This is a genomic window from Micromonospora sp. NPDC005205 (assembly GCF_040608275.1).
Lineage (GTDB): Bacteria > Actinomycetota > Actinomycetes > Mycobacteriales > Micromonosporaceae > Micromonospora.
The window spans coordinates 335,859-355,139 of record NZ_JBEXHV010000001.1 but is presented as its reverse complement, the minus strand read 5'-3'; the positions used below and the strand labels follow the sequence as shown (position 1 = coordinate 355,139).

Below are 19,281 nucleotides of genomic sequence, written 5' to 3'. Positions count from 1 at the left end.
TCAGCTGGCCTCCGGCCCGGCCTGCGGGTAGACCATCACGTCGGCGCGGTGCAACTGCTCGCCCCGGGCGACCTCCCAGCCGGCCTGGCCGTACGCCTCGAAGGAGAGCCGTTCGCCGCCCTGGGCCCGGTAGTCGTGGTATCGAAGGGTGCCACTGGGGTCGAGGCCGGTGCTGCCGGTGGCCGTGAAGCGGGCCTGACCGGACCCCTCCAGGGCGTAGCGGCGGCCGGCAAAGTCGAGGGCGGACTCACCCGGGGTGATCGTGGCGGCCGGCTCGACGGTCCAGAGCACCAGCTCCAGGTCCGGGTCCTCCTCCACGGAGAGCCAGCGCTTGTCGCCCTCGGCGGTGTCCAGCAGGTGCTCGGCCCAGCTCCAGCCGCCCTCGTTCAGATGCACCGAGCCCCGGACCGCGTACGACACCCGGCGGATCTCGACGATGTCGCCGGGCTTGAGCCTGCGCGGGTCGCCGCGGAGCGCGTCGCTGTCGGTGTCCCGGAACGGGTCCGCGGGTGCCGCCGGCCGGGCTGCCTTACGGCCCTTGCGCACCGCCACCAACGCCACCACGACCCCGGCGACTCCGATCAGACACCCCAACGTCGTCACCAGGTACGCCACGGGACCGTTCATGCCGACCACCTCCCCAAGTGCGTCGGCGGGAACGGTAACAACCCCGCGCACCTGGAGAAACTCATCATTGTCTGGTGATCTGGCAGCTACGGAGCGTCCCGGTGGGGCGGCGTCGGGGCGGAGAACGGGTCGGGCCGACCCCGCCGGCGAGGCGGGATCGGCCCGGGTGCGACGGATCAGGCGGCGGTGACGGTCAACCCTTCCTTCGCATCGGCCAGGTCGACCTTGACTGTGTCGCCGTCTCGGATCGTCCCGGAGAGCAGGGCCCTGGCGAGTTGGTCTCCGATCGCGGTCTGGACCAGACGACGGAGGGGTCGCGCACCGTAGATCGGGTCGTAGCCGTGCTCGGCCAGCCAGTCCCGGGCGGCATCGGTGATCTCCAGACCCAGCCGGCGGTCGGCCAACCGCCGCCGCATCCGGTGCAACTGGATGTCGACGATGGAGCGCAGGTCGTCCCCCCGCAGCGAGGCGAAGACCACCATGTCGTCCAGCCGGTTGAGGAACTCCGGCTTGAAGTGCGACCGGACCACGGCCAGCACCCCCTCGCGGCGCTGCTCGTCGGCGAGCGTCAGGTCGCTGATCACCGACGACCCGAGGTTGGACGTGAGGATCAGGATCGCGTTACGGAAGTCCACGGTGCGGCCCTGGCCGTCGGTGAGCCGGCCGTCGTCGAGCACCTGGAGCAGCACGTCGAAGACGTCCGGGTGAGCCTTCTCCACCTCGTCCAGCAGCACCACGGAGTACGGCCGTCGGCGCACCGCCTCGGTGAGCTGACCGCCCTCGTTGTAACCGACGTAGCCGGGTGGGGCACCGACCAGGCGAGCTACCGAGTGCTTCTCGCCGTACTCGCTCATGTCGATGCGAACCATGGCCCGCTCGTCGTCGAAGAGGAACTCGGCGAGGGCCTTGGCCAGCTCGGTCTTGCCGACGCCGGTGGGGCCGAGGAAGAGGAAGCTGCCGGTCGGGCGGTCCGGGTCGGCGATACCGGCCCGGGCACGGCGTACCGCGTCGGAGACGGCGCCGACCGCCTCGGTCTGGCCGACCACCCGGCCGCCCAGCGACTCCTCCATCCGCAGCAACTTGGCCGTCTCACCCTCGAGCAGGCGGCCGGCGGGGATGCCGGTCCAGGAGGCGACCACGGCGGCGATGTCGTCAGCGCCGACCTCCTCCTTCAGCATCGCGCCGTCGGCCTGGAGCTGGGCCAGTTCCTCCGCGGCCTGCTTCAGCTCGACCTTCAGGGCGGGGATCCGGCCGTAGCGCAGCTCGGCGGCGCGTTCCAGCTCGCCGTCGCGCTCGGCCCGCTCGGCCTCACCGCCGAGGCGTTCCAGCTCCTCCTTGGCGGTGGAGAGCTTGGTGATGTGGCTCTTCTCCGTCTGCCAGCGCTCGGAGAGCACCGTGAGCTGCTCGCGCTTGTCGGCCAGCTCCTTGCGGAGCCGCTCCAACCGTTCGGCCGAGGCGGCGTCCGGCTCCTTGGCCAGGGCCATCTCCTCGATCTCCAACCGGCGGACGGCCCGCTCGATCTCGTCCACCTCGACCGGACGCGAGTCGATCTCCATCCGGAGCCGGGACGCGGACTCGTCGACCAGGTCGATCGCCTTGTCCGGCAGGAACCGGTCGGTGATGTAACGGTCGGACAGCGTCGCGGCGGCCACCAGCGCTGCGTCGGTGATCCGTACGCCGTGGTGCACCTCGTAGCGCTCCTTGAGCCCGCGCAGGATGCCGATGGTGTCCTCGATGGTCGGCTCACCGACCAGCACCGGCTGGAAACGGCGCTCCAGAGCCGGGTCCTTCTCGATGTGCTCGCGGTACTCGTCGAGCGTGGTGGCGCCCACCATCCGCAGCTCACCACGGGCCAGCATCGGCTTGAGCATGTTGCCGGCGTCCATCGAGCCCTCGCCCTTGCCGGCGCCGACGACGGTGTGCAGCTCGTCGAGGAACGTGATGACCTGCCCGTTGGAGTTCTTGATCTCCTCCAGGACGGACTTCAGCCGCTCCTCGAACTGGCCGCGGTACTGCGCGCCGGCGACCATCGCGCCGAGGTCCAGCGAGATCAGCTTCTTGTCGCGGAGTGATTCGGGCACGTCGCCGGTGACGATCCGCTGGGCCAGGCCTTCGACGATCGCGGTCTTGCCGACGCCGGGCTCGCCGATCAGCACCGGGTTGTTCTTGGTACGCCGGGACAGCACCTGGATGACCCGACGGATCTCGGAGTCCCGGCCGATGACCGGGTCGATCTTGCCGTCGCGGGCGCTGGCGGTGAGGTCGACGCCGTACTTGGTAAGGGCCTGGTAGGTCTGTTCCGGGTCGGCGGTGGTGACCCGACGGTCCCCACCGCGCACGGTCGGGAAAGCGGCGACCAGTGCCTCCTCGGTGGCGCCGACGGTCTTCAGCGCGCCGGACACCGCCCCGCCCACCCGGGCCAGGCCGGCGAGCAGGTGTTCGGTGGACGTGTACTCGTCGCCCAGCGGCCGGGCGATCTGCTCGGCGGCGCCGATGGCGTTGACGAACTCCCGAGCCAACGTCGGCTCGGCGATGCTGGAGCCGCGGGCGGCCGGCAGGTTGTCGACAGCGCGCTGGGCGGCCTGGCGCAGCTCGGTCGGGTCGGCCCCGACGGCGCGCAGCAGACCGGTGGCGGTCGAGCCGTCGGTGTCCAGGAGTGACAGGAGCAGGTGCCAGGGCTCCACCGTGGCGTGGCCACGCTGGTTGGCCAGTGCCACAGCGCCCGTGATGGTTTCGCGGCTCTTGGTGGTGAGTCTTTCGGTGTTCATGGGCTCCCCCGGATCGGCGTTGTCCACTGGGTTGGACACAACCAGAGTTGAGCGTATTCCGCTCAACCTTAGCGCGTGACGCCCATCACTCCCCGCGCCGCCACCGCCAGTCGAACTCCCCGGCCGCCGGGGCCGGGCCGGGCAGCGGGCCCTTGTCCGGCACCGACGACAGGCCTGCCACCAGGACCGCGAGCTGGCGACGGCGCAGCTGGCGGGTCCGCTCCGGATCGGGTACGCGGACCGCGGCGCACGCCTCCAACAACAACCCCAGATCGTGGACGACCGCGTCGGGGCGCAGCCGCCCGCTCGCGTGGGCCCGGTCGACCAGCGCGGCGGCCAACTCACCGGCGCGCACCGCGTCCCGACCCATCTCCTCGGTCGGGGTGAAGGTGCCGGCCAGATGGACGGTGAGCGAGTGCACGTCGGCGTCGACCACCCGGGCCAGGAAACCGGTGAACGCGGCCCAGTCGTCCGGCTCGGCGAGGGCGGCCTCGGCCTCCGCGACGTACCGGCGCAGCCCGTCGTGGCAGAGCTGGCGCAACAGGTCCTCCTTGCCCGCGTACCGCCGGTAGAGGGCGCTGATGCCGACGCCCGCGCGCTCCGCGACGGCGGCGATCGGGGCCTTCGGGTCGTCGAGGAAGACGGCGCGGGCAGCCTCGAGGATGACCTCGTCGTTGCGGGCGGCCTGGGCGCGGCGACCGCCCAGCGTCTTGCCGGAAGTCGTTGACATGCGTTCAGACTAACAGTGGAACGGATCGTTCCGCTCTGCTATCGTGATCGCAGAACGAAACATTCCGTTCCGAAGGAGTTCTGCCATGAGCGACACCGCGATCCGCCCGTTCCGCGTCGAGATCCCGCAGACCGCCCTCGACGACCTGGCCGTCCGGCTGGACCGCACCCTCTGGCCCGCCGACCTGCCCGGCGCGGGCGACTCGTACGGGCTGAGCAACGACCGGGTGCGGGCCCTCGTCGACAGGTGGCGGGGCGAGTTCGACTGGCGCGCCGTCGAGGACCGTCTGAACGCCCACCCGCAGTTCGTCACCGAGATCGACGGCGAGCGGATCCACTTCCTGCACGTCCGGTCGTCCCGGCCGGACGCCACGGCGCTGGTGCTCACCCACGGCTGGCCCGGCTCGGTGCTGGAGTACCTCGACGTGATCGCCCCACTCACCGAGCCGACCGACCCGGACGCGCCGGCCTTCCACGTGGTCGTCCCGTCGCTGCCCGGCTTCGGCTTCTCCGGCCCGACCCGCAGCGCCGGCTGGAACCGGTTCCGCATCGCCCGCGCCTGGGCCGAGCTGATGAACCGCCTGGGGTACGACAGCTACGGCGCGGTCGGCAACGATGCCGGTTCGATGATCGCGCCAGAGCTGAGCCGGATCGATCCGGAGCGGGTGCTCGGCGTACACGTCACCCAACTCTTCTCGTTCCCCTCGGGCGACCCGGCCGAGTTCGCCGGGCTCTCCGAGGCGGACCAGGCCGCGCTCGGGCACCTCCAGTGGTTCTACGAGAACAAGTTCTCCTTCAACCAGGTGCACAGTCAGCAGCCGCAAACCCTGGCGTTCGCGCTCTCCGACTCGCCGGTGGGGCTGCTCGCCTGGAACGCTCAGCTCTTCGACGAGAGCCTGGACGCCGACTTCATCCTGGCCAACGTGGCGCTCTACTGGTTCACCGGCACTGCCGCCTCGGCGATCCGGCTCTACTGGGAGGACGCACACGCCGGCGAGCCGCCGACCGAGCCGACCACCGCTCCGACGGCGCTGGCCATGTTCCCCGGCGACTTCCAGTCCATCCGCCGCTTCGCCGAGCGGGACCACGCGAACATCGTCCGGTGGACGGCGTACGACACCGACATCGACGGCCGGGGCGACGTCGGCGGCCACTACGCGGCCCACCAGGCGACCGAGGTGCTGGTCGCCGACATCCGCGAATTCTTCGCCAGCCTCCGCTGACCTCGACGTCCGGTGCGACTGGTCGGTGCCCGCTCCGCTCGACCGGGGCGGGCACCGACGCTTGATCCACTCGACTTTCAGGAAGTCGGGGTATCCGGACCGCCAGGACGCCGCGACATCATGAAAACCGAGTCGATCACGGTCTTGTACGGCCCCTAAGGGCCGATTCGCCGGGGCAACCGGACGGTGCAGGGGGTCTCGTGGTCGGCGCGGAGCACACAGCGACGGCCACCGTCCAGCCGCCGATCGCAGAAGACCCAGTGCCGCACCCCCTGGTTGTCCTCGGTGGAGACGGTGATCCCGCCAAGGTCGATCCGGGCGAGGAAGGCCAGCGACCGGCCGGCGGTGCGCCCCAACATCTTGGCGCGGGCCAGGTCGGGCGCGGATATCGGCAGGTGGATGACGTACCGCCCGGTCATCGCCGCCACCCTCGGTCCACCATCAGCGCTGCTCCTCTCCTTCGGGGGCACGGATCGCTGGCACGGCCGTTTGCCCGAGGGGAGCGCACGGCCGTGCCAGCCGACGCGGACGACCCGGCCGAGGAGGCCGGCTGCCTACCAGGCTTTCCACTCCCGAGTGCCCACCCGACCAACATACAATGCAAAGCATTGCAGGACAAGCAGTGACCATGCTTAGCACGCGAAGTGTTGGTCGACCGGCCAACCGCATGGGAAGATCTTGGGGCCTACCAGGAGTTGCCCATGCCCCGAGTTTCGGACCGCCAACGCATCGCCCAGGACATCCGCGACAAGATCGCTTCTGGCGAGTACGTGCCCGGCGACAAGTTGCCCTCGCTCCGCGAAATGACCGCGCACTATGGCGTGTCCGCCGAGCCGGTCCGCTCTGCCCTGTTGATCCTGCAGGCCGAGGGCTTGATCGAGGGCCACCAAGGCAAGGGCACGTACGTGGCCGAGAAGTAGATCTAGCCCCGAAAGTGCCCCCGGCGGGACCGGATTCGTCCAAGATCTCTCTCGGTGATCAAGTACTACACCGCCTCGTCAGGCTGAGCGACTGTGGTCTGCCCCGCCCGTCGATCATGGAGTTGTGGCGGGCGACAAAGTGCCCGCAAGATCCCAAGACAGGCACCACAACTCCATGATCGACCGAACTCAGCCGCGATCTTGCACTTTCTGTTCCGACATAAGGGGGCATTCCGCGCAGCTCGGCGACCGAAACTGCAAGATCGGCGCGGACGGGCGTTCCTAGGAGTGACGGAACCCGGGTACTCGGGGGCGCTGGCGCCCCCCTTGACACAGCGACCGATCGCTACGGCAACGTGTTCTGATCAAGTGACCGGATCGCCGGTGGGGGCGTCAGGAGATGTCGAGGATGATTTTCGTCCATCTGCGCTCGGCCACCAAGCCGACGCCGAGCAGGATCCCGCCGTCCCCGCCGACGGCCACGATCGTCCCGTCGGTCAGCACGGACAGGCTGCGGTCGAGGCCGATCGGCCAGGCCAGCTCGGTGTAGCGACCGTCCCCGATCGCGCCAGCGCCCGCCGGGCCGGTCACCGCGAGCAGCCCGCCGCCGATCGGCGCGACGGACTGGATCTGCGGCGGATGCCCGTCGGCGCGGATCAAATTCCACCCTCCGCGCAGTCGCCACAGCGGCGGAAAGGACCTGCGGTCCGGTCGCTCCCCGACCAGCCACGCCGTCCCGTCCCGCTCGACCACGGCCCTCAGCACGCCGACGTGCCCGTCGGGATCCGGCACCGGAGTCGGCTGCCAGTTCCGCCCCCGGTCGAACGAGACCGCCGCGTGGGGCTTCCCGTCCTTCGTTCCGGCCGCGACCACCAACACGCCGTCGCCCGAGTCAACCGTGTTCAACCCGGGTACGCGAGGCTGCGCGGCCAGCGGGCGCAGCCGTTGGCCGTCCCACTCGCCGACCTGACCGCTGCCCTCGATCAACTGGAATCGACTCTGCGCGCCGACCCACTGCGGCGGTGGCCCGTCCAGCCTGTGCGTGAACGAGGTGCCACCGTCGGTCGAGGTCCACCAACCGTGCGGCTCACTCCACAACGTCAGAACCCCCGGCGCGGCGTAGAGCTGGTGGTTCTCCGCCGCCGGGTGGGGATGTCGCAACTCCCGCCAGGACCGTCCGCCGTCATCGGTGGCGAACAGTCGCGCCGGACAGTCGTCGCCGGGCGGCGGCTCGCCACAGTTGGCGAAGAGGGCGTAGCCGTGCTCGGCGTCGACGAACTCGACGTACGGAGGGTCGTACCGCTGCGGAACGGCGACCCGGACGCGGCGTACCTCTGCGACGGCAGCCGATGGAGACGGCGCGGTGACGGCCGATCGGGACGAGGGGGTCGGCGGCTTCCGGCGGACGTCGCCGATCGAACACCCAGCCAACAGGGGTACGAGCAGCAGCAGTACCGCCCTACCTGATATCCGTCCGATCATCTCTGCCTCCGAAGCAGTAGTCTTGCCCGGGTGCGAGTACGTGTCGAGCAGACCGCCCTACCCGGGATCGGGGTACGTCACGATCTGGTGACGGAGTCCGGACGTCGCCTGGGCGTCGTCTCCCATCGCAATGGCCGCCGTGATCTCGTTCTCTACGATCCCGACGATCCCGATGCCTGCCAGGCGGACATTCCGCTCACCGACGACGAGGCTGAGGCTCTGGCCGACATCCTCGGCGCGTCGCTGATGCTCGGTCAGCTCTCCGGGCTCCGCGAGCAGGCCGCCGGTCTGCTCACCGAGCAGATCGCCATCACGGCCGGCTCTCCGTACGTCAACCGGAAGCTCGGCGACACCAAGGCGCGTACCCGCACCAGCGCCTCCATCGTGGCGGTGCTGCGCGAAGGCGAAGTGATCGTCTCGCCACTCCCCTCCTTCCGCTTCGCAGCCGGCGACGTGGTGGTCGTCGTCGGGACCCGCAGAGGTCTCGACGGTGTGTCCGCCATCCTCGCCGACAGTGACCCGGACGGCTGAGGCGGATGCACGATTTCACCACGCTGCTCATCGAAGTCGGTGCGCTGCTGTTGCTGCTTGGCCTCCTCGGCCGGCTGAGCCGGCGCTTCGGCCTCTCGCCCATTCCCCTCTACCTGCTCGCCGGGCTCGCGTTCGGGCACGGCGGGCTACTTCCGCTCGCCGCCAGCGAGGAGTTCTTCGCGGTCGGCGCCGAGATCGGCGTCATCCTCCTGCTGGTGATGCTCGGCCTGGAGTACTCGGCCAACGAACTGGTCGGCAACCTCCGCTCGGCAGCCCCGGCCGGGCTGATCGACGGCGTGTTCAACGCCCTGCCCGGCGCGGCCTTCGCCCTGCTGCTCGGCTGGGACTGGGTCGCCGCCCTGGTGCTCGGCGGCATCACCTGGGTCTCCTCCTCCGGGGTGATCGCCAAGGTCCTCGCCGACCTGGGCCGGCTCGGTAACCGGGAAACCCCGGTGATCCTCTCGGTGCTGGTCATCGAGGACCTGGCGATGGCGCTCTACCTGCCACTCGTCACCGCCGTACTGGCCGGCACCGGCCTGCTCGGCGGCGGGATCGCGCTCACCGTCGCGGTGGGCACCGTGCTGATCGTGCTGGTGGTCGCCATCCGGTACGGCCACCTGATCTCGTCCGCGCTGTCGGCGAAGGACCCCGAGGCGCTGCTGCTCGGCGTACTCGGTCTGACGTTGCTGATCGCTGGCATCGCCGCGTCGCTCCAGGTGTCGGCGGCGGTCGGCGCGTTCCTCGTCGGCATCGCGCTCTCCGGCCCGGTGGCGCACCACGCCACCGAGTTGCTCTCGCCCCTGCGGGACCTGTTCGCTGCGGTGTTCTTCGTCTTCTTCGGCCTGACCACCAACCCGCAGGACATTCCGCCGGTGCTGCTGCCGGCGCTCGCGCTGGCCGTGATCACCATGGCGACGAAGACGGCCACCGGTTACCTCGCCGCCCGTCGGGTCGGCATCGCCGAACCCGGTCGATGGCGGACCGGCCTGGCACTCGTACCCCGAGGTGAGTTCTCCATCGTCATCGCCGGTCTCGCGGTGGCCGCCGGGAGCGTCGAGCCGCGGTTGGCAGCGCTGGCCGCGACGTACGTCCTGATCACCGTGGTGACCGGGCCGATCCTGGCCCGGCTGCCGGACTTCCCGTGGTTCAAGCGGTGGCTGCGCAACCGCGCGGCGGCGCAGCGGCGGGGGCCGGCCCCGGTCATCGACTCACCGCACTGAGGTCCACCTGAACGCCGCAGCCGCATGGGTCGCACCCTCGCGGAGGTAGAAGCGGTGCGCCTCGGTCCGGGCGAGGCCGGACTCCAGGAACACGTAGTCGGCACCGTGTTCGTGCGCCCATGCCCTGGCCACCGTCAGGAGGCTGGAGCCGACACCCCGGGAGCGCCACCCGGGGTGCACAGCGAGGTCCTCGATCGAAGCCCGACGGCCGAAGCGCACCGAGAGGATGTCCACGTAGACGCTGGCCACACCGACCAGCTGACCTTCACCCGATCGCGCCGCGAAGAGTGCGACGTCTTCGTGGGCGAGCAATTGCGCGGTCCGCTCGACGGCACGATCCCGGTCCCAATCCCCGGGACGGCCACCGGGAGGGGCGAAAAGCCACTCCAGCCCCGTGACGAACTCGGCCTCGGCGCCTCGCTGTAACTGTCGTACGTGGATGGTCATGGGGACATCATCGGCTGCGTCATCGATGCAACCGACCCGCCCATGCCAACGGTTGCGGAATTGCTCCTCGCGGGTACTACCGCAGCACCCGACGGCGGGTTACCGTTTCGCCCCAGCAGCCAGGGTCCGCAGGCAGCGTTGCCAAACGCGGGCGAGAGCGGAAGGTCAGCCGGTGAGCGTGCAGGAGTCGACGTTCCACGGCTTTGCCAACCCCGTCGATCCGACTCCGGCGGAGTTGCGAGCTTGGGCGTACAAGCCCGATTCAGTGCCGTTGGCGTCGATGCCACCGGACTGGGACCTGCTGGTCTCCGGCGACCGGCTGGTGTTGACACTCTTCGAGTTAGCGATGGATTCAACCTGCCCGGCCCGGCGGTTCGCGCTGCACTGCCTCTACATCTACGCGGCCGACGGCATCCGGACGAACTTCCGCGCCCATCCCAAGCGCCGCTTCCGCAAGCTCGTCGAACAGGCCGAGCGTGACGGCGACGAGCTGATGAAGGTCTGGGCGCACAACGGCCGGGTGCTGTTGGCTCGACCGGACCTCTTCGTATATCGAGACTGGTGCGAGGGCGGCCTGGTCCGCGAGAACCGCCGCCTCGGCTGAACTACCGGATTCGCTCCGTTCCTCTCGCCGATCTTGCACTTTCTGTTCCGACCTATTGCGCGAAGCTAGACATTCCGTCATCCCAAACTGCAAGATCGCGGAATTGCGCGCGGGGTGCGGGGTGCGGGGTGCGGGGCGCGGGGCGCGGTGCGTGGCGTGCGTACGGGCCGGGACCCCCCGTGGGTCCCGGCCCGTACGTTGGTTACCGGTCAGTCCTGCTTGCGTTCCGTTTCGGCTTGGCCCCGCTCGCCGGTGTGGTCGCCGTTTTCGGCGAACCGGCCCCCGATGACCCGGTCCCGGTAGGTCCCCTCGGTCACCTTGTCGAACTTCTTGCGGACGGTTTCGGCCAGGTTCTCCAACCGGTCCTCGGTCTGCTGGGCCACCTTCTTCGCCTGTTCCGCCATCGCTCCCCCTCGCCATGCCGGTAGGTCCAGATTAAGCCGATTGGACCCTTATCGACAGGCTAACCGAAGCGGCCCGGACCGCGCCGGGAATCCGGCGCGGTCCGGGCCGAGAAGACAGATCCGGGTGAGCGGCAGCTCAGCGATCGGGCGTACGGCGGGGGCGCCACACCACCAGGGCGGTGGACGTGCGGTTCGTCGGCACCAGATCCCGGCCCGGGAAGCGGGCCAGCGACTCCAGCTCCGCCACCCGGCGGTACGCGGCGTCCAGCTCCGCCTCCAGCCGGGCCACCCGCTGCTGCGCCTGCTCCAGCAGCCGCTCCAGCCCGATGATCCGCTTGACGCCGGCCAGGTTGATCCCGTCGTCCTGACTGAGCCGCTGCACCTCGCGCAACAGCACGACGTCGCGGACGCTGTAGCGACGCCCGCCACCAGCGGCTCGGCCGGGCTGCACGAGCCCCAGTCGGTCGTACTGGCGCAGGGTCTGCGGATGCATCCCCGCCATCCGAGCCGCCACCGAGATCATCAACACCTTGGCCTCGTAGGCAGGGTCGCCCGAACCGAGGAACTCGCCCGACATCCCGCTCACCTCCGCGTCCGTTCCACCGGACTAACTGACTCGACGCACCCGCGCGTCGAGATGTTCCCGGGCCGCCGGCGGGGTCTGCTCGGCGAACGACTCCAGCGCCGTGCGCGCCTCGTCGGACAACCGGGCCGGCACCACCACGTCCAGCGTGACCAGCAGGTCACCGGCCTGCCCGTCGCGGCGGACCACACCCTTGCCCCGGGCCCGCAGCACCCGACCGCTCGGCGTCCCCGGCGGCACCCGCAGGGTCACCGCCCCGTCGAGCGTGGGCACCCGCAGGTCCGTGCCGAGCACGGCCTCCGCGAACGTGACCGGCACGGTCAGCGTCAGGTCGTCCCCGGTACGCCCGAACAGCTCGTCCGGCCGAACCTTGACCTGCACGAAGAGGTCACCAGCCGGGCCACCGCGCTCGCCCGGCTCACCGCGCCCGGCCAGCCGGATGCGTTGACCGTCGGCCACACCGGCGGGGAAGCGCACGTTCATGGTGCGGGTCTTTGTGACACCGCCGCTGCCGTGGCACTCCGGGCACTTCTCCTCGACCACCGTGCCGACGCCCTGGCAGTTGCGGCACGGCTCGGAGAAGCTGAACGACCCCTGGTCGCGGGTGGTCACGCCGGCACCATGACAGACCGGGCAGGTACGCGGCTGGGTGCCGGGTTTCGCCCCGTTGCCGTGGCAGGTGTCGCAGACTCCCGGCGCGCGCAACGTCAGGGGCAGCGTCACCCCGCGCACGGCGTCGCCGAAGTCCAGCGCCACCTCGGTCTCCACGTTTCGACCACGGGCCGGACCGCGTGGCGCGGCCTGCCCACCGGCCTGACCTCCGCTGAAGATCGAGCTGAACAGGTCCTGGAAGCCGGCGCCACCGAAGCGACGATCGGCGCCACCTCCGCCGCCACCGAACATGTCGGAGACGTCGAACGGCATGCCGCCCGGCTGACCCCCACCCCTGGCGTTGCGCCGGAACGCGCCCGAGCCGAAGAGGGAACGCATCTCGTCGTACTCGCGACGGCGGCCGCTGTCCGACAGCACGTTGTACGCCTCGGACGCGGCCTTGAATCGATCCTCGGCCTTCGGGTCGCCCGGGTTGTGGTCCGGGTGCGACTCCCGGGCCACCTTGCGGTACGCCTTCTTGATGTCATCCGCGGAGGCGGCCTTGTCCACGCCGAGCACGGCGTAGAAGTCCTTCTCGATCCAGTCCTTCGAACTCACCGGTCCACCTCCTTCCGACCCTGGTGGCCCGGCCGTCCCACCCACCGCTGAACGGTGGACGGGACGGCCCGCTCACTGTCTGGCACTATTCCGGATCCGCGACCGCGACCAGCGCGGGGCGCAGCAGCCGCTCACCGAGCTGGTAGCCGCGTCGCATGACCTGTACGCAGGTCGGCTCGCTGACGTCGGCCGACGTCTGGTGCGCGACCGCCTCGTGCCGGGTCGGATCGAACGGGTCGCCCTGCTCGCCGAAGGCGTTCAGGCCGAACTTGCCCAGCGCGGTGGTGAGCTGTTCCGCCACCGTGCCGAACGGCCCGACCAGGTCGCCGTGTTCCCGGGCCCGGTCCAGGTCGTCCAGGATCGGCAGCAGCGCGGCCAGCACCGAGCCGGTCGCCTGCTCCTGCACGAGGCTGCGGTCCCGGTCGACCCGCTTGCGGTAGTTGGCGTACTCCGCCGACACCCGCTGGAGATCCCTGGTCCGCTCGTCCAGCTCGGCCCGTAGTGCTTCCAGCTCGGCGCCGAGCGAGGTGCCCGCACGGCCACCGTCCACCGGCTGCGCCGGGGCGTCCACCACCGCCGGACCGGACGGCTCCGGCCCGTCGGTGGAGTTGACCTCGACCTCGATCTCATCGACCACGACCTCGGCGTCCTCGACCAGACCCTCGGCCGGCACACCGGTCTCCGCGTCCGCGGCGGTCCCCTCCGGCTCGGCGGTGTCGACGAGCTTACGGTTGTTGCGGATGACGACCCGCTCCCCGTCGCCGGTCGGCTCCGTGGTCGCGGAGCCACCCGGCGTCGACCCGGTGTCGCCCGGGTCGGCGGCTCGTGGCTTCTGCGTCATGCGGCTACCTCATCCCCTTCGCGGTGGAAACGTGTCGGAGGCCGACGGTCACTTCTTGCCGTCCTCGTCCACGATTTCCGCGTCGACCACGTCGTCGGCGCCGCCGGCCTGCGGGCCGGTCGCGCCGGTCGCGCCGGTCGCACCCGGGCCGGGCTCGCCACCCGGCTGCTGACCCTGCTCGGCCTGAGACGAGTAGAGCAGCGAACCGGCCTGCTGGGAGACCTGAGCCAGCTTCTCGTGCGCCGACTTGATCTTCTCGATGTCCTGACCGCCGAGGGCGCCACGCAGCTCGCCGAGCGCCTCGTTGAGCTGCTCGCGGTTCTCAGCGGGCAGCTTGTCGCCGCTCTCGGCGAGGAACTTCTCGGTCTGCCACTGGAGCGCCTCGGCCACGTTGCGGGTCTCGGCGTCGTCGCGGCGACGCTTGTCCTCCTCCGCGTGCTCCTCGGCGTCCCGGCGCATCCGCTCGATGTCGTCCTTCGGCAGCGAGGAGCCACCGGTGATCGTCATCTTCTGTTCCTTGCCGGTGCCCAGGTCCTTGGCGTGCACGTTGACGATGCCGTTGGCGTCGATGTCGAACGCGACCTCGATCTGCGGCACGCCGCGCGGCGCCGGCGGAAGGCCGGTCAGCTCGAAGGTGCCGAGCTTCTTGTTGTACGCCGCGATCTCCCGCTCACCCTGGAACACCTGGATCAGCACCGACGGCTGGTTGTCGTCGGCCGTGGTGAAGACCTCGGAACGCTTGGTCGGGATGGTGGTGTTGCGCTCGATCAGCTTGGTGAAGATGCCGCCCTTGGTCTCGATGCCCAGGCTCAGCGGGGTCACGTCGAGCAGCAGGACGTCCTTGACCTCACCCTTGAGCACGCCGGCCTGGAGGGCGGCGCCGACGGCGACCACCTCGTCCGGGTTGACGCCCTTGTTGGGGTCACGGCCGGTGAGCTGCTTGACCAGGTCGGTCACGGCGGGCATCCGGGTCGAACCACCGACCAGGATGACGTGCTCGACGTCGGAGATCTTGATCCCGGCGTCCTTCACGGCCTGCTCGAACGGGCCCTTGCAGCGGTCCAGCAGGTCCTGCGTCATCCGCTGGAACTCGGCACGGCTCAGCGTCACGTCGAGGTGCAGCGGGCCGGCCGCGCCGGCGGTGATGTACGGCAGGTTGATGTTGGTGGTGGTGGCGGCGGACAGCTCGATCTTGGCCTTCTCGGCTGCCTCGCGGAGCCGCTGGAGGGCCATCTTGTCCTGCGAGAGGTCGATGCCGTGCTCACCACGGAACGTCTTGACCAGGTGGTCGATGATCCGCTGGTCCCAGTCGTCGCCACCGAGCTGGTTGTCACCGCTCGTCGACTTGACCTCGACGACGCCCTCGGCCAGCTCCAGCAGCGACACGTCGAAGGTGCCGCCTCCGAGGTCGAAGACCAGGACGGTCTGCTCCTTGGAGCCCTTGTCCAGCCCGTACGCAAGGGCGGCGGCCGTCGGCTCGTTGACGATCCGCAGCACGTTGAAGCCGGCGATCTCACCGGCCTCCTTCGTCGCCTGGCGCTGGCTGTCGTTGAAGTAGGCCGGAACGGTGATCACCGCGTCGGTGATCTGCTCGCCCAGGTACGCCTCGGCGTCCCGCTTGAGCTTCATCAGCGTCCGGGCCGAGATCTCCTGCGGGGTGTACTTCTTGCCGTCGATGTCGACGGACCAGTTCGTGCCGACCTCGCGCTTGACCGACCTGATCGTCCGGTCCGGGTTGGTCACCGCTTGGCGCTTGGCGACCTCACCGACGAGCACCTCGCCGTTACGGGCGAACGCGACGATCGAAGGAGTCGTCCGCGAACCCTCAGCGTTGGCGATGACGGTGGGCTCACCGCCCTCGAGAACGCTGACGCAGGAGTTCGTCGTGCCGAGGTCGATACCGACCGCACGTGCCATCTTCGCTTCCTCGCTTCATAAGGTTGTGCAGGTGACGGGCATCGCCCGTGGGCTGCTGGCGAGCACCGCCCGCAGCGGGCCCCACCACAAGTTGAGTGAACTTGACTCAATAGTGCCACGCGTTGGCCAATCGTCAAGGTGACTTGAGTCAACCCGACGCAACCCAGCCGTTATTACCGTCCGGTTGTCTTCCCTTGCATCGGTCGGGCACGCTTTAGCGGTGACGACGCACGGCGATCCCGCCACCCGTTCCGGTGCGCCCGCCGTCGCAGCCCGCACCGACCCGCCGGCCGCCGCGGAGGAGCTCCCCGCCACCACCGGGGACGACAGCCTCCCCGGCGCACTGTCGGGCCTCCGGGAGGCGATCGGCGCGACCCGTTATCCCCTCGCGCTGCCCTCCGCCGGCCCCGCCCGGCACACCGCCACCGCACTCACCGACCAACTCGACGACTACCTCCTGCCCCGGCTCGCCCGGCTGGACGCCCCACTGCTCGTGGTGGTCGGCGGCTCCACCGGCGCGGGCAAGTCGACCCTGGTCAACAGCCTGGTCAAGGCCCGGGTCAGCGCCGCCGGCGTGCTCCGGCCGACCACCCGCTCCCCGGTGCTGGTCTGCAACCCGTCCGACGCGGCCTGGTTTCGGCAGGGAGAGCTCCTGCCCGGTCTGACCCGCACCACCGAGCCGAGCGACGATCCGCGCGCCCTGCACCTCGTCACCGCCCCGGCCCTGCCCGCCGGGCTGGCCTTCCTCGACGCGCCCGACATCGACTCGGTCGTCGACGCCAACCGGGCACTCGCCACCCAACTGCTGGCCGCCGCCGACCTGTGGCTCTTCGTCACCACCGCCGCCCGGTACGCGGACGCGGTGCCCTGGGAGCTGCTGCGCAGCGCCCGGGCGCGCGGCGCCGTGATCGCCATGGTGCTGGACCGGGTGCCCGCCGAGGCCACCGACGAGATCGCCGCGCACCTGACCGAGATGCTCGCCGAGCAGGATCTCGGCCGGGCGCCGCTGTTCGTGCTGCCCGAAACCTGGGTCGACGGTCAGGGGCTGCTGCCCGAGGGAGTCACCGCCCCCCTTGCCGACTGGTTCGCCCGGTTGGCCGCCGACGCGGACGCGCGGGCGGCGGTGGTCCGCCAGACCCTCGACGGAGCGCTGGCCGCACTCCACCCCGCCGTGGAGGATCTGGCCGACGCCGCCGACGAGCAGCTCGCCGCCGCCGACGGGCTGGACGAACGGGTCCGCGCCGCGTACCGGGGCGCCGAGCGCACCGTCGAGCAGGGGCTCCAGGACGGCCGGCTGCTCCGGGGTGAGGTGCTCGCCCGCTGGCAGGAGTTCGTCGGCACCGGCGAGCTGTTCCGCACGCTGGAGGCACGGATCGGCCGCCTCCGGGACCGGGTCGTGGCCGCCGTCACCGGTCGGCCGGCGCCCGCCGTCGAGCTGCGCAACGCCATCGAGTCCCAACTGGTGACGCTGCTGCGCGGGGTGGCCTCGGAGGCTGCCGAGTCCGCGTACACCGGGTGGAAGGCACAGCCGGCCGGCACCGGGCTGCTCGACCCGGCGCTCGCCCACCCGAGCGACGACCTACCCGAACGCGCCGAGCGCATGGTCCGGGACTGGCAGCGCGGAGTGCTGGAACTGGTCCGGGTCGAGGGCGGTGACAAGCGGTTCGTGGCCCGCACCGCCGCGTACGCGGTGAACGCCACCGGGCTGGCCGTGATGATCGCCGTCTTCGCCTCCACCGCGTTCATCCCGACCGGGCTGGAACTGGCCACCGGTGCCGGCACCACTGTCGCGGCGCAGGCCGTCCTCCAGGCGATCTTCGGCGACCAGGCGGTGCGTACCCTCGCCGCGAAGGCCCGCACCGACCTGCTGGCCCGGGTGCGCACGCTGCTCGACGCGGAGGCCGACCGCTTCCTGAGCCGCACCGCCGACGCCCGCCCCGCCGCGGACGCCGGCGACGGGCTGCGCCGGGCCGCCGGCCGGGTCGAGCTGGCCCGGCACCGCAGCGGCCTGTCCGCCGCCGACGAGGAGGGCTCCCGGTGAGCAACATCGCCGGCCGGGTACGCGAGGTGTTCCGCGGGGACCAGCGGGTCGACGCCGACGCCTTGATCGCCCGCCTGGACGCGGTACGCCGGTTCCTGACCGCCGTGGACGGTCTGCTGCCGGACGCCGACCTGGTGCCCGCGCACACCCTTGTCGAGCGGGCCGGCACCCGGCTCGCGCTGTCCCGGGACCACACGGTGGTCGCCCTTGCCGGTGCCACGGGCAGCGGCAAGTCAAGCCTCTTCAACGCGTTGGCCCAACTGGAACTCTCGCCGGTCGGGGTGCGCCGGCCGACCACCGGCGTCACCCACGCCTGCGTGTGGGGGCCGCTGGAGGGCGCCAACCATCTGCTCGACTGGATCGGCGTGCTGCCCCGACACCGCTTCGTCCGGGAGAGCGCCCTGGACGCGGACGACGAGACGGCCCTGCACGGGCTGATCCTGCTCGACCTGCCCGACTTCGACTCGGTGCAGCGATCGCACCGGCTCGAGGTGGACCGACTCCTGGGCCTGGTCGACCAGGTGGTCTGGGTGGTCGACCCACAGAAGTACGCCGACCGGGTCATCCACGACAGCTACCTGCGCGAGTTCCACAGGCACCGGGAAGTCACCCTGGTCGTGCTCAACCAGGCCGACCGGCTGCCCCCGGCCGAGGTGCCCCGGGTCCTGGACGACCTGCGTCGGCTGCTCGACACGGACGGGCTGACCGGGGTGCCCCTGCTTGCCACCACCGCCATCGATCCGGCCGGAATGGTCGGGCTGCGCAACGCGCTGGAGCGCACGGTCGCCGAGCGGCAGGCCGCGTTGCGCCGGCTCGCGGGTGACGTGGACACGGTCGTCGCCGGCCTGGACGAGTTGGTCGGTTCGGCCCGGCCGGCGGGCGGGCCGGACGACACCTCCGTCAACGGGCTGAACCGGGCTCTGGCCGGGGCCGCCGGGGTGCCGGCGGTGACCGAGGCCGTGGAGCGGGCGTACCGGCACCGGGCCGGCGCGGCCACCGGTTGGCCCGTGGTCCGGGGCTGGCGGCGGTTGCGGCCCGACCCGCTGCGTCGGCTGCACCTGCCCGGCCCGACCGGTGACCAGGCCGACCCGGCGGAGAGCCTGGTGGCGGCCACCTCGGTACCGGACCCGACGGCCGCCCAGCGTTCGGCGCTCGGCCTCGCCATCCGCGCGGTGGCCGACCGGGCCGCCGCCGACCTGCCCGCGGCCTGGCCCGGCGCGGTGACCTCCGCCGCCCGGTCCCGCCTCGGCGACCTGCCGGACGCCCTGGATCGCACGATCGCCGGCACCGACCTCGGCCTCGACCGTCGCCCACTGTGGTGGCGGCTCGTCGGCGGTGTGCAGTGGTTGGTCACCCTCGCCGCCGTGGTCGGGCTGGGCTGGCTGGTGCTCGGCTACGCGCTGCGGGCGCTCGGCCTGCCCGCGCTGGACAACCCGATGGTCGGCCAGGTGCCGCTGCCGACCGTCCTGCTGCTCGGCGGCCTGCTGGCCGGGCTGCTGGTGGCGGCGCTGACCCGGCCGGTGGTGCGCCTGGCCGCCCGGCGCGCCCGGGCCCGCGCCGACCAGCGGCTGACGGCGCGGGTCGCCCAGGTGGGCGACGAGTACGTACTGACACCCGTACGGACCGTGCTCGGCTCGTACGCCCAGGCACGCGACGCGCTGCGGGACGCCGCACGCCGCTGACGCTCCGCACGGCTCGCTACCGCTCTGCGTACGCCCCGGGCGGCGTAGGGTCG

General features: G+C 71.0%; 18 protein-coding genes. 7 read left to right on the top strand and 11 right to left on the bottom strand.

Annotation, left to right across the window (positions count from 1 at the left end):
• The 3 genes from ABZU43_RS01685 to ABZU43_RS01675 all read right to left on the bottom strand — a co-directional run bounded on the left by ABZU43_RS01685 (position 1) and on the right by ABZU43_RS01675 (position 4,125).
• Positions 1 to 627 carry a DUF4178 domain-containing protein gene (locus ABZU43_RS01685; RefSeq protein ID WP_355004669.1) on the bottom strand — a complete coding sequence of 209 codons (627 nt, stop codon included), beginning with the start codon at positions 625 to 627 and terminating at the stop codon, positions 1 to 3.
• Positions 628 to 803: 176 nt separating this feature from the next.
• The gene (gene clpB / locus ABZU43_RS01680) at positions 804 to 3,395 is read right to left on the bottom strand and encodes an ATP-dependent chaperone ClpB (protein WP_355004668.1); all 2,592 of its coding nucleotides are present in this window, start codon (positions 3,393 to 3,395) and stop codon (positions 804 to 806) included.
• A gap of 85 nt (positions 3,396 to 3,480) precedes the next feature.
• Positions 3,481 to 4,125, bottom strand: coding sequence for a helix-turn-helix domain-containing protein (locus tag ABZU43_RS01675; RefSeq protein ID WP_355004667.1), 645 nt, complete (start codon positions 4,123 to 4,125; stop codon positions 3,481 to 3,483).
• An 85-nt stretch (positions 4,126 to 4,210) separates the two neighbouring features.
• Between ABZU43_RS01675 and ABZU43_RS01670 the strand changes: the two genes are divergently transcribed.
• Positions 4,211 to 5,347, top strand: coding sequence for an epoxide hydrolase (locus tag ABZU43_RS01670; RefSeq protein ID WP_355004666.1), 1,137 nt, complete (start codon positions 4,211 to 4,213; stop codon positions 5,345 to 5,347).
• A gap of 155 nt (positions 5,348 to 5,502) precedes the next feature.
• Here the strand turns inward: ABZU43_RS01670 and ABZU43_RS01665 are convergent, their stop codons facing one another.
• Positions 5,503 to 5,766, bottom strand: a complete 264-nt coding sequence (locus ABZU43_RS01665; protein WP_355004665.1) for a hypothetical protein — start codon at positions 5,764 to 5,766, stop codon at positions 5,503 to 5,505.
• A gap of 282 nt (positions 5,767 to 6,048) precedes the next feature.
• Between ABZU43_RS01665 and ABZU43_RS01660 the strand changes: the two genes are divergently transcribed.
• The gene (locus ABZU43_RS01660) at positions 6,049 to 6,267 is read left to right on the top strand and encodes a winged helix-turn-helix domain-containing protein (RefSeq protein ID WP_355004664.1); all 219 of its coding nucleotides are present in this window, start codon (positions 6,049 to 6,051) and stop codon (positions 6,265 to 6,267) included.
• Between the two features lie 393 nt (positions 6,268 to 6,660).
• On the opposite strand, the gene ABZU43_RS01655 is transcribed toward ABZU43_RS01660, so the two are convergent.
• A complete protein-coding gene (locus tag ABZU43_RS01655; protein WP_355004663.1) occupies positions 6,661 to 7,749 on the bottom strand; it encodes a hypothetical protein in 1,089 nt (362 codons plus the stop codon).
• 30 nt (positions 7,750 to 7,779) lie between these two features.
• Between ABZU43_RS01655 and ABZU43_RS01650 the strand changes: the two genes are divergently transcribed.
• Both ABZU43_RS01650 and ABZU43_RS01645 read left to right on the top strand, forming a co-directional pair.
• Positions 7,780 to 8,280: a TrkA C-terminal domain-containing protein gene (locus ABZU43_RS01650; RefSeq protein WP_124815967.1), complete on the top strand. Its 501-nt coding sequence runs from the start codon at positions 7,780 to 7,782 to the stop codon at positions 8,278 to 8,280.
• 5 nt (positions 8,281 to 8,285) lie between these two features.
• On the top strand, positions 8,286 to 9,500 hold the full coding sequence (locus ABZU43_RS01645; protein WP_355004662.1) for a cation:proton antiporter: 1,215 nt from the start codon (positions 8,286 to 8,288) through the stop codon (positions 9,498 to 9,500).
• On the opposite strand, the gene ABZU43_RS01640 is transcribed toward ABZU43_RS01645, so the two are convergent.
• Positions 9,489 to 9,947 (bottom strand): GNAT family N-acetyltransferase, encoded by a 459-nt coding sequence (locus ABZU43_RS01640; protein ID WP_355004661.1) that lies wholly within the window; start codon positions 9,945 to 9,947, stop codon positions 9,489 to 9,491. The genes ABZU43_RS01645 and ABZU43_RS01640 overlap by 12 nt on opposite strands.
• 172 nt (positions 9,948 to 10,119) lie before the next feature.
• Between ABZU43_RS01640 and ABZU43_RS01635 the strand changes: the two genes are divergently transcribed.
• Entirely contained in the window at positions 10,120 to 10,551 is a 432-nt protein-coding gene (locus ABZU43_RS01635; protein ID WP_355004660.1) for a hypothetical protein, read from the top strand.
• A 209-nt stretch (positions 10,552 to 10,760) separates the two neighbouring features.
• Here ABZU43_RS01635 and ABZU43_RS01630 read toward each other — a convergent pair whose 3' ends face one another.
• The 5 genes from ABZU43_RS01630 to dnaK all read right to left on the bottom strand — a co-directional run bounded on the left by ABZU43_RS01630 (position 10,761) and on the right by dnaK (position 15,505).
• The gene (locus tag ABZU43_RS01630; protein WP_355004659.1) at positions 10,761 to 10,955 is read right to left on the bottom strand and encodes a hypothetical protein; all 195 of its coding nucleotides are present in this window, start codon (positions 10,953 to 10,955) and stop codon (positions 10,761 to 10,763) included.
• A 136-nt stretch (positions 10,956 to 11,091) separates the two neighbouring features.
• Positions 11,092 to 11,532 carry a helix-turn-helix transcriptional regulator gene (locus ABZU43_RS01625; RefSeq protein WP_030332087.1) on the bottom strand — a complete coding sequence of 147 codons (441 nt, stop codon included), beginning with the start codon at positions 11,530 to 11,532 and terminating at the stop codon, positions 11,092 to 11,094.
• Positions 11,533 to 11,562: 30 nt separating this feature from the next.
• Positions 11,563 to 12,747 (bottom strand): molecular chaperone DnaJ, encoded by a 1,185-nt coding sequence (gene dnaJ / locus ABZU43_RS01620; protein WP_355004658.1) that lies wholly within the window; start codon positions 12,745 to 12,747, stop codon positions 11,563 to 11,565.
• A gap of 85 nt (positions 12,748 to 12,832) precedes the next feature.
• On the bottom strand, positions 12,833 to 13,588 hold the full coding sequence (gene grpE, locus ABZU43_RS01615) for a nucleotide exchange factor GrpE (RefSeq protein ID WP_355004657.1): 756 nt from the start codon (positions 13,586 to 13,588) through the stop codon (positions 12,833 to 12,835).
• A gap of 48 nt (positions 13,589 to 13,636) precedes the next feature.
• The gene (dnaK, locus tag ABZU43_RS01610; protein WP_355004656.1) at positions 13,637 to 15,505 is read right to left on the bottom strand and encodes a molecular chaperone DnaK; all 1,869 of its coding nucleotides are present in this window, start codon (positions 15,503 to 15,505) and stop codon (positions 13,637 to 13,639) included.
• A 220-nt stretch (positions 15,506 to 15,725) separates the two neighbouring features.
• Between dnaK and ABZU43_RS01605 the strand changes: the two genes are divergently transcribed.
• Positions 15,726 to 17,546 (top strand): ABC transporter, encoded by a 1,821-nt coding sequence (locus tag ABZU43_RS01605; RefSeq protein ID WP_355004655.1) that lies wholly within the window; start codon positions 15,726 to 15,728, stop codon positions 17,544 to 17,546.
• Positions 17,543 to 19,228: a GTPase gene (locus ABZU43_RS01600; protein ID WP_355004654.1), complete on the top strand. Its 1,686-nt coding sequence runs from the start codon at positions 17,543 to 17,545 to the stop codon at positions 19,226 to 19,228. The genes ABZU43_RS01605 and ABZU43_RS01600 overlap by 4 nt, the downstream gene beginning before the upstream one ends.
• Positions 19,229 to 19,281: the final 53 nt, after the last annotated feature.